Below are 12,372 nucleotides of genomic sequence, written 5' to 3' on the forward strand. Positions count from 1 at the left end.
TCGGTTTGTATCCAGCATATTCAGTTTGACAATTACCTTGGTAGCCCACCGATGATCAACTGGTGGATTGAATGCCCTAACTCACCTCTAAGTAGTGGTGGCCAATATGCCAATCTGGCCTTGAGAATTAACTCTTTGGTCTAGTTAAAGTAAACGGCTACTAGCGAGCAATCAGTAGTCGTTTATCGATCTCTGCTTCAATTTTTATCGTTTGATTTTATAAGAGTATTTTTATGTCAAAAATCACTTGGTTTAGTGTAATTGTAGCCGCGATAGCTATATTTATCACCGGGTGGAATCAGGCGTCTCTATCTTCGAACCTCAACTCGAACATCGCTTTAAAAGCAGATCATAATCTTGAAATACAGAGCTTGGAAGCTGAGTTAAATTTATTAAAAGCAGAAGAGTCGGAACTTCAGGCAAAAAAAAATAGGGTGGTAAAGATGGCCGAAGAAACGTATGCCTCTAGCGCCAGTTCAATAGCCCAACCTGGTGTAGATCCTAAAAGTTATCCACTATACGCAGAATCTCTGGCCGAAATAAATCGCATCAATGCGCTTTACAAAAATAATCCTGACTTTGATATGGATGCTGAGCGCGACAAAATTTTTATGGCTGAACCTATAGATAAAACATGGGCGGGAGTGAGGGAAGAAAGCCTTCTTAAAGCATTTCAAACAGATCCACAATTGCAGGGCAAGGCTATAAAGGCGATTGAATGCCGTTCAAAGCATTGCCGTATCGAAATTTTCTATCAAGATTTAGCTGAAACAGGTGCGATAGCTCAATATGTTTATGGAGTTATGGGGAAGAAGCAATATAACGAGCTTTTTGTGGGCGGAGGTGAAATGAAAATATCCCAAAAGGATAAAGTCTTAGGGATCTATGTTTCTTCTGATCCTAAAGTACGTTTTTTCTGACATCTAGATAGCAAAGTGAGAAAAATGAAATTAATTAAATTACCTCTTATTATCATTGTTTTGGCTGTAAGTTGGCTTCTTGGGTGGGCACTAAGTGCCGCGTTTAATTCCAGTGTAGGCACACAACAAATAAATGTTGCAGACGACAACCGTATTTCAGAACTGAATCATCAAATTGCTGAATTAAGAAATAAACTAATCATTATAAAAGCTGACTGGTTGCAGCAAGCGAAAAACGATAGCCCTGTCAGTGAGCTTACTAGTACAAAAGTGCCAGTTCAACACCTGAGCCGTGCACAAACGGCTGATAATTCGGCAGCACAAGAGTTCACTACCTCCGCTCCTGATAATTCAAGTGAAACTAAATCCTCCGTCGAACAGTCTGCGTACGAAAAATTTTTAACAGAGCGAGTTGATTATGATTGGGCAGTTAGTAATGAAAAAAAATTAAAAGAAGCTTTTTATACAGATGTGAATTTGCAGGCAAAAGAACTTAAGTCGGTAGTTTGTAAAGCTACAGCATGCGAAATAAAAATTCACCTCGAAAACAAAGATGAGTTGTCGAATATAAGTGGGAAAATTATGTCTCGGCTCAAGCAAAAAGATTTAGATGTATTTGCTCCTATTATATGGAATGGGTATTCCGAGAAAGAAAATTCCGCAGCTTTTTATATTGAGAAAAAATAAGTTTTTTAGCTCGTGGCTCCCCCTTTTATCCCCCAGCTACAGCTTGGAGGTATATATCATAAGCTGAGGCGGTTTCTCTCTCCGTAGCTCAAACGGGTTAATAAACATTGCCGCTAGGGCGAAATTACAAGTCGGTAATCGACATACTATTAATTGCTGTAATGCTTCGTAAATATGAGTAAAAAGAGCCCACGCCCCAACATTTTTCGCCAACAATCATAGCCCCTGAGCGATATACCACATAAACAGAGGGCTCTATGACTATAAAAAAACTTAAGTTCGGCATGGCAGGGTTATTGGCAATGGCATATTCACTAACAGCTGGGGCAGAAGCCGTTGGTCAGTTTTCAAATCACGCGGATGTAGGCGCCGTAAAAACACCGGGCAAGGTGGTTTACGATGCCAACCAGCAAATCTACAAAATCAGTGCCTCAGGAAAAAATATGTGGGGCGCGGAAGATCAATTGCATTACCTCTACAACCAAATGACGGGCGATTTTATCGTGCAAGCGCAGGTTGCGTTTGAGGGTGAAGGTGTAGATCCGCATCGCAAAATTGGTTGGAATGTTCGCAGCGCATTGGACACATCTTCCCCGAACGTTAATACAGCAATTCATGGTGATGGTTTAGTCTCGTTACAATTCCGCGAAAAATCGGGCGGCGAAACTGATCAATATCCACTGCAAATCAAAGCTGCTAACGTAATTCAACTTGAACGTCGCGGTGATGTTTATATTTTTAGTGCCGCAAAAAAAGGCGAGCCTTTTCAGGTTACCTCTGTTTCTCACGTGAAACTGGGCGAAAAAGTGTTTGTTGGTTTGGCGTTGACTGCACACAATGCTGATGTGGTGGAAACCGCTACGGTTTCTAATGTGCGAATTACCGTTCCCGCCGCAAAAGATTTTAAACCTTACAAAGACTACATTGGCAGCAATTTGGAAATTTTGGATTTAACGACGGGTAATAGCCGAATTGTGTTCCGTGCGCCAGATTCCATTCAAGCGCCCAATTGGACGCGTGATGGCAAATCACTGATTTATAACTCTAACGGTTTGCTGTACAACTTTGATATCGCCAGCGGCAAACCTAGCGTTATTAATACTGGTTATGCATCGCATAACAATAATGATCACGTGTTGTCGTGGGATGGAAAGCAAATTGGTATTAGCAGCCACGTAAAAGAAGATAACAACAACTCCACGCTTTATGTGTTGCCGATAAAAGGCAGCAGCAAACCTGTGCAAATTAATGCAACTGGCGCGGGTCACTCTTACTTACACGGTTTCTCGCCCGACAATAAAAAACTGATCTTTACCGGTCAGCGCAACGGGTCATTTAATATTTTTACCATTGATTTGAAAACGCGCGAGGAAACAAAGCTCACGTCAACACGTGCTCCGTCGCTGGATGATGGTGCGGAGTATTCGCCCGATGGTAAATACATTTACTTCAATTCAAACCGCACGGGCTTGATGCAGTTGTGGCGTATGTTGCCTGATGGCACCAAGCAAGAGCAGCTGACCTTTGATAACCACAACAACTGGTTCCCACATGTGTCGCCCGATGGTAAGAAGATTGTGTTTTTGTCTTACATGACGGACATTGACCCCAATGAGCACCCGTTTTATCGCCACGTTTACTTGCGTGAAATGCCGGTTGATGGCGGCGAAGCAAAAATCATTGCTTATGTTTATGGCGGGCAGGGAACTATCAATGTTCCAAGCTGGTCGCCAGACGGAACCAAAATTGCGTTTGTAAGCAATACCCAGTTGTAAGTTGTACTTGTTGGAAAATCATGTGTTTGGGCGCCTTGTGCGCCCTTTTTTATTTCCGTTAAAAATGTTGATTGCGCGTGTAAACCTTTTTAAACCTGGTTCGTTATACCTTCAACTAACAACGAACGAGGGCTTGGGGATGTGTAAAAAAACCGTTAAATATTGCTTTGGCTTTGCTGGATTAGTTGTTGCTATGGTAAGCGCGACAGCAAGTGCGGCATCTACAAATGTGGCGACAAGTATGCGTGCCTACGCGGCAACACAGACCGCCATTCGCAATCCGGCGTGTGTTGCGATCAAACCCTTTTATTGGGAAATTGGTGATCAAACGCAATCGCTTGTATCGGGTTCAACGGGGGACAGGAGTTATCAGGCTGATACGCTAATGCCTATAGCATCTGCGTCTAAATGGATTTTCGGCGCCTATGTGGTTCAGGCTCGTCAAGGTCAGGTGAGTGACGAAGATGTGGCGGCATTGACTATGTCTTCTGGCTATACAAACTTCGGCGTGACATCCTGCATCAAAATTTTGCCGGGCGTAAGAAATTCGCAAACTGTTGCCCAATGTTTTCAAGAAGAAAATAACCGCGGCGGACATAACGACGATTTCAATGCAGATGCCGTGGGCAAGTTTTATTACAACGGCGGCCACTTTCAAAAACTCGCAGTTGATATGGGCCTAGGTGCAGACAATAAAGCCGCCCTGCAACGCGATATGCAAATGTATTTGGGAACCGATTTCGTATTCACCTTTGGTTCACCACAATTAGCGGGTGGTGTGAATACATCGGCGGCTAATTACGCTGTCTTCTTGCGTAAAATTTTAAGCAAACAGCTGTTCATCAACGATCTGCTGGGTGCGCACGCGGTATGCACCAATCCACAAACCTGTGCGACTGCGTTACACACGCCTGTACCGAGTAATTTGAGCTGGGATTATTCGCTCGGCCACTGGGTTGAAACAGATCCTGTTTCTGGAGATGGAGCATTCAGTAGTGCCGGTGCCTTTGGTTTCTACCCGTGGATTGATAAAACCAAAACCTTCTACGGAATTGTTGCACGCAAAGGCGAGCCCGGTAGCGGTAAAGATTCCGCGCAATGCGGCGGCTTGATTCGCAAAGCGTGGATGACGGGGCGCGTGCAATAAATTTCTAATTTGCTAGCTAAAAAGGCTGCAGTGAAACCTGCGGCCTTTTTATATCAACTTATCCAATAAGTTCTTAGATAAAAGGAAAAGATTTAAATATAATGTCTGCTCGATCTTTTCTTTATTTTTTTGATATTCCCATGGCCGACCAAGACGACGATTTTTTCCTTCAGCAAATGAAAGGCGTTAAGCCTATTCAAGTAGAAGCCAAGGTTGACCTAGCCAAAGCTGCGCTTGATAAGGCGACAGCGGAACGCCGTCGGAAGGCTGCCACTGAAGAATTGGCAAAGGATAAGAACTTCCTTTCTGGTGAATATATTGAGCCGGTCGATCCCTTGGCAGTCATTGAGTTTAAACGCGATGGTGTGCAAACCGGCGTTTACCGTAATTTGCGTTTGGGTAAATACCAAATAGATGCGCGTTTGGATTTGCACCACATGACCATCGATCAAGCGCGCCGTGCGGTTTTTCAATTTATCCAAGATTGTATGACCAACGATATTCGCTGCGCGCTAATCACCCATGGCAAAGGTGAAGGCCGTAGTTTACCCGCGCAATTAAAAAGCTGCCTAAATCACTGGCTCCCTCAATTCGATCAAGTTCTTGCCTTTCACTCTGCCCAAAAGCAACACGGTTGGGTGGGTGCGACTTATGTACTCTTGCGAAAAAGTGAAAAGAAAAAGTTAGAAACGTGGGAAATGCACAATAAAAAATAATTAAGTCTACATATTGCGGTGACAAAAATGCAGGAAAGCATTTTTGCACAGCCGAAGGCTGCCCAAAGGGCGAACGCCATGGATGGCGTGAGTGAAATGCATAATAAAAGATAGGTTTGTGAGTTTTTATGCTTACCGAAGATTAGTTTTCGATCTCATCCACATCAACTTGCCCGGACCAGCGCAAACTAATGTGAGACCAGCACATTCCTATCGCAAGTAAGATTGCCAATAAAATTTCCACTACCCACGCAACCGCAGATGTGTTGTGAACATCCAAAATTTTCCAGTAAATAAATAGCCAAATCAGGCAACCAAAAAGTGCGCTTGCTAACAAAATTCCAGCAATGCCAAGTGAATTTAGGGTTGCTTTAATGTAAATCGCCCAACCAATAATTAGCACTAGCCCGGCAATGGCAATATAAGGCGTAATTGTATGAAGGTTCTGATAAACCCAGTGAAAATAGGAATAGCCGCTGGGGTTATAGCTGAGTAAAACGAGCAAGATGGAAAACAAAAAACGTAACGCAATGCCAGAACTGGTGAGTCGCATAGTGTTTTCTCCGATTACATTATTTTATCAGGGTGAGCCAAGTGAATGTGGAAACAGCTCAAGCCTTCGTGGGTTCGTTCGTAGGTAAGCAGTGCTTGATTGCTCTCGCATAATTCCTTACAGATATACAAGCCCAAACCCGAGCCAGTGTTTTCCGTAGTGAAGAATGGCTCAAACAAGTGCTCCAGATTTTCTTTGCTAATCCCGTCGCCAAAATCAATGACTTTGATAAAGGGTTGTTGAGTATTTGCATCAATTCCCGCTTCCAAAACCAAGTGTGGGCAGTTGGCGGGTGGGTGGCTGTAACGTAACCCGTTGTCGCAAAGATTAGTAAGCACTTGTTGCAATTGGCCAACATCAAACTTGGCCAGAATAGGATCGGCTGCAATGCAATCGATAAGCGGTTTATCTTTCGGATTTTTCGCTGCCAAGTAGTCGCTAATAAATTTGGGGAGCCACTCGTCTAAGCGAATAGCTTGCGGGTTGGATATGCGACGGCGCGATAGCTGCAAAATATTTTCGATAATTTGATTTACCCGCTTTGTGTGCGAACCAATAATTTCGACAAGGCGTTTATCGCTAGCAGGTAATTCGCTATCCTCCGATAGCAATTGGCTGGCGTGACTAATAGCGGCAAGGGGATTGCGAATCTCATGCGCGATGCTCGCGGTCAATCGACCTAAAGAAGCGAGTTTCAGTTGTTGCGCTTGCTGGGTGATTGCGCGGTTATCTTCCAGAAAGATCAGCGTGTTTTCGCCTTGGTCGAGTTTGGCGAAGTTTACTTTTACCTCGTCATTGCTGTCGCTATCTGCATGCAAAATCGGCGAGGGGTTTTTACGGGTACGTTGCCAATGTTCCACTTTTTCTTGCAGTTCTGGAGAGCCGGAAAGTTGCGGTGAATTATTGTTTGCCAACCCCAAAAGTTTGGATGCAGCATTGTTAAACATGGTGATGTTGTTTTCTTTGTCCAACACCATAATGCCGGTACGCATGCGTTCAACGATTTGTTGTGCCATCTTTTGCAGGTTTTCCGCATGATGGGCTTGCGATAAAGCTTCTTGATTGCTCGTTAAAATTTTCTTGGTAAGGTATTGGAAAATAATCACGCTGATAAAAATCAACGCGCCGAGAATTCCAGCAGAGAAAAACGCATTGGAATTTGTGGGTAAGGTATCGGTTATCGCCCGATAAACGGTTTCAGAAATAACAATAAGGCTGGCAAGCGCCGCCAGAAAAAAAGCAATCTGTCCGCGTAGCAACATACCGCCTGCTGCGGCCGCTACCAATAATAAATAGCCAAGCGCACTCGAAGCGCCGCCGCTGCTGTGCATAAGTGCAACAACCGCGATGATTTCGATAAAAAATAAACTAAAGAGTATTTTTTGTGAGGGGGAAAATCTTACTTTCCATAACAGCAGTACAGTGCTGATGTTAAAAATCGTATAGCCAACTACCGCGTATAAAAACAAGGTTGGGTTGGTCATGCCCAACACGTTGGGCGTGAGTTGCCCTTGGAACATAATCAGCAACACTATGCCGAGTAGGGTGCGGTAGAAGGTATAAACGCGGAGCAATTCGAACGGGTTGTAACTGGAGGCTATGGGTGTAAATGATTTCATGGGATAAAAGTTCTTTCTAACAAAACGTGAGTCATTATTTTGCGTTAGCGGCAACTATCGCTACAGTGAATTTCAAAGAGGCTTATGTTTTGATTTCGGGGACAGGCAAACTCGCTATTTTACAGGTTCGCCTTTGCTTCTAAGGGCGGATTAGCAGACAATGCGCTCCTTTTTTGCGCTCTCTTATTGTGAGCTGGCAGCCTTCATCCGAGGCAAGCCACCAAAGCCGCTAGTTTACGCTGGTTTTTGCAGGTCTTGGTTACCTGTTTCACAGCGCAACCAAATTTTCGTAAACCTTAGAGATTTTCTGCCATGTCGTTAATCACGATCGCCCTCGCGCAGTTGAATACCTACGTTGGTGATATTCCGGGCAACACCCAAAAAGTCATTGAGTTTGCTCGTCGGGCGGAAGCCGAATTACAGGCTGATGCAGTCATTTTCCCCGAGCTGACCTTAACGGGTTACCCACCAGAAGACCTGTTGCTGCGCCCAAGTTTGGATTTACGCATTGAGCGTGCGCTGGCGGAGATCACAAACGCAAACCTGTCTTTGGCGATTATTCTTGGCTATCCCAAACGTATCGACGGCAAATTGTTCAACATGGCGGGCGTGATTCAGGGAGGTAAGTTGGTGGCGGAATATGCCAAGCAATGTCTGCCTAATTATCAGGTCTTTGATGAGAAGCGTTATTTTCTACCGGGTGAAAAGGCATGCGTGTTTGACTTAAAAGGTCTGACTGCTGCCATTACCATCTGTGAAGATATTTGGCACCCAGAACCTATGGCCCAAGCCAAGGCGGCTGGTGCCAAGATTATGCTCAACCTCAATGCATCGCCTTACCACCAAGGCAAGCAGAGCGAACGCGAAGCCATAGTTGCAGCCCGCGCGCAGGAAGGCGCAATGCCGGTTGTTTATGTGAATTTGGTTGGCGGTCAAGATGAGCTGGTTTTTGACGGTGGTTCTGTTGTAGTGGATGCGTCTGGTCAGACCCAATTCCGCGCGCCGGCTTACGATGAAGATCTGTTCTCGGCCAAGATTCAAATCAATAACGACCAAGTTTACGTACCCGCTCAGACGCTAGAGCCTATTCCCAGTAACCACGAAGCCGTTTACCAAGCCTTGGTACTTGGCATGCGCGACTATGTGAACAAAAATCGCTTCAAAGGTGTGGTGCTGGGCTTGTCGGGCGGCATTGATTCGGCGCTTACGCTGGCCATGGCAGTTGATGCTCTGGGGGCAGATCGCGTCGAAGCGGTAATGATGCCGTTCCGCTACACATCGGATTTGAGTAAAAACGACGCCGCCGAGCAAGCGCGTCGCATGGGGGTCAAATACAGCTCCATCAGCATAGAACCTATGTACGAAGCCTTTATGGCCCAGCTTGCACACGAGTTTGAAGGCACCAAGCGCGATACCACCGAAGAAAACCTGCAGGCTCGTTGCCGTGGTGTGCTCTTGATGGCGATTTCTAACAAGAAGGGCTATTTAGTACTGACTACAGGCAACAAATCAGAAATGGCGGTAGGTTATTCCACGCTCTATGGCGATATGGCCGGTGGTTTCGATGCACTCAAAGACGTGCCCAAAACGCTGGTGTTCGCCCTAGCCAAATACCGTAACACCTTGGGCGAAGTTATCCCCGAAACTGTTATTACCCGTCCGCCCTCAGCCGAATTAGCGCCCGACCAAAAGGACGAAGACAGCTTGCCGCCTTATGAAATCCTCGACCAGATTCTTTACTGGTATGTGGAACAGGACTTAAGTGCAGAAGCAATTATCGCCAAAGGCTTTGCTCGCGATCAGGTTGAACGTGCGGTGCGGTTGGTAGACGTCAACGAATACAAACGCCGCCAAGCGCCGGTAGGGATTCGGATTAGCCAGCGCGGGTTTGGACGGGATCGCAGATACCCGATTACGTCGGGTTGGAAAATGGGTGTTTAACCCCCTCCCAACCTCCCCCTTGAAAAGAGGGGAGGAGCCAACTCCCTATTAAATTAGTGTGAGTGGTAAATTTGATAGGGTTGAGTCTCGCCCATTGTGGGGACGAAGTGATATTCAGCCCCTCCACCTTTTCAAGGGGGAGGTTGGGAGGGGGTTGAGTGTCTTTCAAAAAGTTACGGGTACAAAAAAGGCGGGTAAAAACCCGCCTTTTTCATCCGCACGACTTACTTAACCAGTCGTGGTGCCTTTTTGTACTGAGCGTCATAGAGCTCGCGGGTATCAAAACCTATGGTTTCTTGCTTGGTAAACAAGCCCAAGGTAATGGTTCCTAAGAAGTTGCGCTCGTGGTCTTGGAAGGCGTAATCGTAGTCAAACTCGCCTTTTTTGTTCAGCGCTGGGAAGTTTGGGTAATTAGTGCGTAGCACTTGAAGAACCTCGTCCGCACGATCTTGCATGCCGATCAGGTGATAACCCTGTACCATAACGGCCAGTGCATCGGGTACCGCCGGCGCTTGTGGGTAGTTTTCAATTACATAGCGGCCACGGCTGATAGCAGCCACGTACGCTTGGCGCTTGAAATAGTAGTTGGCAACGTGGATTTCGTAGCGGGCAAGGCCGTTACGCAGGAACAGCATACGCTTCTTGGCATCCGCCGCGTAAGGGCTATCGGGGAAGCGGTTAAGCAATTGGGTAAAGTTAGCCAAAGATTCGCGCGCAGCACCCGGGTCACGCTTGGTCATGTCGGTGGGCATAATGCGCTCAAACATGCCTTTGTCTTTGGTGAATGAACTCAAGCCCATCATGTAATAGGCGTAGTCCACGTTGCGGTGTTGGGGGTGAAGGCGGATAAAGCGGTTTGCGGTGGCGATGGCTTCATCAGGCTTGTTGTAGTTGTAGTAAGCGTAGATCAGCTCAAGTTGGCCTTGCTCGGCATAGGCGCCGAAGGGGAAGTTCTCTTCCAGCTTTTGCAGGTTTTTAATGGCGACTTCCCATTGTTCGTGCTCCAGCTGCTCTTCGGCGGCGTTGTAAAGATCGGCCTCGCTGGTGAATTTTTCCTCTTTCTTACTGGAAGAACATGCAGTCAGCAGCGCAAGTGAGCCAATCAGAGCAAGGGTCAATAATCGCTTAAGCATAAAAAGTTAACTCAAATAGTTTGGGTGACAGAGTTTTTCGTCGGATTTTAACGGGTAACCGATTTAAAATAGGGGCGTATTTAAACACAGAGCATGCCGATACCAAAGCGGCATTCGTTTCTAAACTGAGGTTTTACTTCTAAATGAAAGATGTTTTTGAACTGAGTGTGCAAGTGCCATTCTCCATGGGTGGGTTGCGCTTCGACCAAGCGGCCTCAGAGTTGTTCCCTGATTTTTCGCGCTCGCGCCTGCAAAGTTGGATTAAAGATGGCCAGCTGCGTGTTAACGGCAAAATCGGCAAGCCAAAAGATAAGCTAATCGGCGGTGAATCATTGGATTTAAACGCCGAGTTAGAAGCTCAGGGCGATTGGCAACCGGAAGAGATTACCCTGGATATAGTCCACGAAGACGACGACTTGTTGATCATCAACAAGCAGGCCGGTTTGGTAGTTCACCCGGCAGCGGGCAACTATACCGGCACCTTGGTAAATGCCTTGCTCAACCATATTCCTGAGCTGATTAATTTGCCACGTGCGGGGATTGTGCATCGCCTTGATAAAGAAACCACCGGCTTGATGGTCGTTGCCAAAACCTTGGAAGCTCACACAGATCTGGTTGCGCAATTGGCGGATCGCACCGTAAGCCGTGAATATGAGGCGGTTGCGGTTGGTGCTATGACCGGCGGCGGTACCGTAAACGCGCCCATGGGGCGTCATCCTATCCACCGTAAATTGATGGCCGTTTTAAGTCAGGGCGGTAAACGTGCCGTGACACATTATCGTGTTGCCACGCGTTTCCCTCATCACACCCATATCAAAGTAAAACTGGAAACCGGCCGTACTCACCAAATCCGTGTACATATGGCGCATATAGGTTTTGCGTTGGTGGGCGATAAAACCTACGGCAAAAGCTTCAAAATTCCCAAAGGTGCCAACGAACATTTAGTGGAAACCCTTAAAGCTTTCCCGCGTCAGGCGCTGCATGCTGCCAAGTTAGGTTTGGAGCATCCCGGAACGGGCGAATACACCGAGTGGACCGCTCCGCTGCCTGAAGATTTTAAAAATCTGTTAGAAGCGCTTAAACATGGTTATGAGCACGAGGCGAAGGAGTAATCGCCACCTCATGGAAAATACCCACCACATCATCCCTAAGTGGCCAGCCCCTGCGAATGTTCGCGCATGTATTACAACGCGCGAGGGCGGCGCGAGTGTTGCGCCCTATGCGAGTAATAATATGGGGCTGCATGTGGGCGATGATCCGCAAACCGTCGAAAAAAATCGCGCTGCTTTATGTGAAGAATTAGGGCTAGCTAAAAATCCCCAATGGCTTGAGCAAATTCACGGCGTAAAAGTTGTAAATGCGAAGGGCGACGGTTTAGTACGCACCGCAGATGGCAGCTATAGCAATGAGGTTGGTCAAGCTTGCTTGGTGATGACAGCCGATTGCCTACCTATTTTGTTATGCGACGAACAGGGCAAAGAAGTTGCGGCTATTCATTGTGGATGGCGCAGCTTGGCAAAAGGCATTACGGCTCGTGCGTTGGATAAATTTTTGTGCAAGCCTGAAAAAATTCTTGCCTATTTAGGCCCTGCCATTTCTCAGCCGAATTTTGAGGTGGGTGTGGATGTGCTCGAGGCATTTTTCAAAGCAGCCAGAAACCCTACGCATGCCGATGCGATTGCTAAAGCGTTTGTCTCTGCCAAAAGACCGTTGCATTTTTATGCGGATATCTATGCTTTAGCGCGTGCTGAATTAAATGCTTTGGGAGTAACACAGATTTACGGCGGAGATTTCTGTACCTACGCGCAAGCCGATAAATTTTATTCGTTCCGCCGCGATAAAATGACCGGTCGTATGGCGAGTCTTATTTGGTTGGAATAA

Annotated in this window: 11 protein-coding genes; 8 read left to right on the top strand and 3 right to left on the bottom strand. The window is 46.4% G+C overall.

All coding sequences use genetic code 11. The features are described 5' to 3' along the window. The first annotated feature begins 233 nt into the window (after window positions 1-233). The 5 genes from U1F02_RS04970 to smrA all read left to right on the top strand — a co-directional run bounded on the left by U1F02_RS04970 (window position 234) and on the right by smrA (window position 5,245). Window positions 234-920 carry a hypothetical protein gene (locus U1F02_RS04970; RefSeq protein WP_409989259.1) on the top strand — a complete coding sequence of 229 codons (687 nt, stop codon included), beginning with the start codon at window positions 234-236 and terminating at the stop codon, window positions 918-920. A gap of 24 nt (window positions 921-944) precedes the next feature. Beyond that, the gene (locus U1F02_RS04975) at window positions 945-1,607 is read left to right on the top strand and encodes a hypothetical protein (protein WP_409989260.1); all 663 of its coding nucleotides are present in this window, start codon (window positions 945-947) and stop codon (window positions 1,605-1,607) included. Window positions 1,608-1,864: 257 nt separating this feature from the next. Then, on the top strand, window positions 1,865-3,382 hold the full coding sequence (locus U1F02_RS04980) for a TolB family protein (RefSeq protein ID WP_409989261.1): 1,518 nt from the start codon (window positions 1,865-1,867) through the stop codon (window positions 3,380-3,382). 139 nt (window positions 3,383-3,521) lie between these two features. After that, window positions 3,522-4,529, top strand: a complete 1,008-nt coding sequence (locus U1F02_RS04985) for a hypothetical protein (protein ID WP_409989262.1) — start codon at window positions 3,522-3,524, stop codon at window positions 4,527-4,529. Window positions 4,530-4,630: 101 nt separating this feature from the next. Continuing rightward, window positions 4,631-5,245 carry a DNA endonuclease SmrA gene (gene smrA, locus U1F02_RS04990; RefSeq protein ID WP_409989263.1) on the top strand — a complete coding sequence of 205 codons (615 nt, stop codon included), beginning with the start codon at window positions 4,631-4,633 and terminating at the stop codon, window positions 5,243-5,245. A 142-nt stretch (window positions 5,246-5,387) separates the two neighbouring features. Here the strand turns inward: smrA and U1F02_RS04995 are convergent, their stop codons facing one another. Together U1F02_RS04995 and U1F02_RS05000 are read right to left on the bottom strand one after the other, a co-directional pair. Beyond that, entirely contained in the window at window positions 5,388-5,798 is a 411-nt protein-coding gene (locus U1F02_RS04995) for a DUF6524 family protein (RefSeq protein ID WP_409989264.1), read from the bottom strand. A gap of 14 nt (window positions 5,799-5,812) precedes the next feature. Further along, complete coding sequence (locus U1F02_RS05000; protein WP_409989265.1) at window positions 5,813-7,417, bottom strand: sensor histidine kinase; 1,605 nt, start codon at window positions 7,415-7,417, stop codon at window positions 5,813-5,815. A gap of 312 nt (window positions 7,418-7,729) precedes the next feature. On the opposite strand from U1F02_RS05000, the gene U1F02_RS05005 reads away from it, so the two are divergent. Beyond that, window positions 7,730-9,358, top strand: a complete 1,629-nt coding sequence (locus U1F02_RS05005; RefSeq protein ID WP_409989266.1) for an NAD+ synthase — start codon at window positions 7,730-7,732, stop codon at window positions 9,356-9,358. Between the two features lie 224 nt (window positions 9,359-9,582). On the opposite strand, the gene U1F02_RS05010 is transcribed toward U1F02_RS05005, so the two are convergent. Further along, complete coding sequence (locus U1F02_RS05010) at window positions 9,583-10,491, bottom strand: outer membrane protein assembly factor BamD (RefSeq protein ID WP_409989267.1); 909 nt, start codon at window positions 10,489-10,491, stop codon at window positions 9,583-9,585. Between the two features lie 143 nt (window positions 10,492-10,634). Here U1F02_RS05010 and rluD point away from each other — a divergent pair, with 143 nt between their 5' ends. Both rluD and pgeF read left to right on the top strand, forming a co-directional pair. After that, a complete protein-coding gene (gene rluD / locus U1F02_RS05015) occupies window positions 10,635-11,603 on the top strand; it encodes a 23S rRNA pseudouridine(1911/1915/1917) synthase RluD (RefSeq protein ID WP_409989268.1) in 969 nt (322 codons plus the stop codon). A 10-nt stretch (window positions 11,604-11,613) separates the two neighbouring features. Beyond that, on the top strand, window positions 11,614-12,372 hold the full coding sequence (gene pgeF / locus U1F02_RS05020; RefSeq protein WP_409989269.1) for a peptidoglycan editing factor PgeF: 759 nt from the start codon (window positions 11,614-11,616) through the stop codon (window positions 12,370-12,372).

It is taken from the genome of Cellvibrio sp. (assembly GCF_046347455.1).
Classification (GTDB): domain Bacteria; phylum Pseudomonadota; class Gammaproteobacteria; order Pseudomonadales; family Cellvibrionaceae; genus Cellvibrio.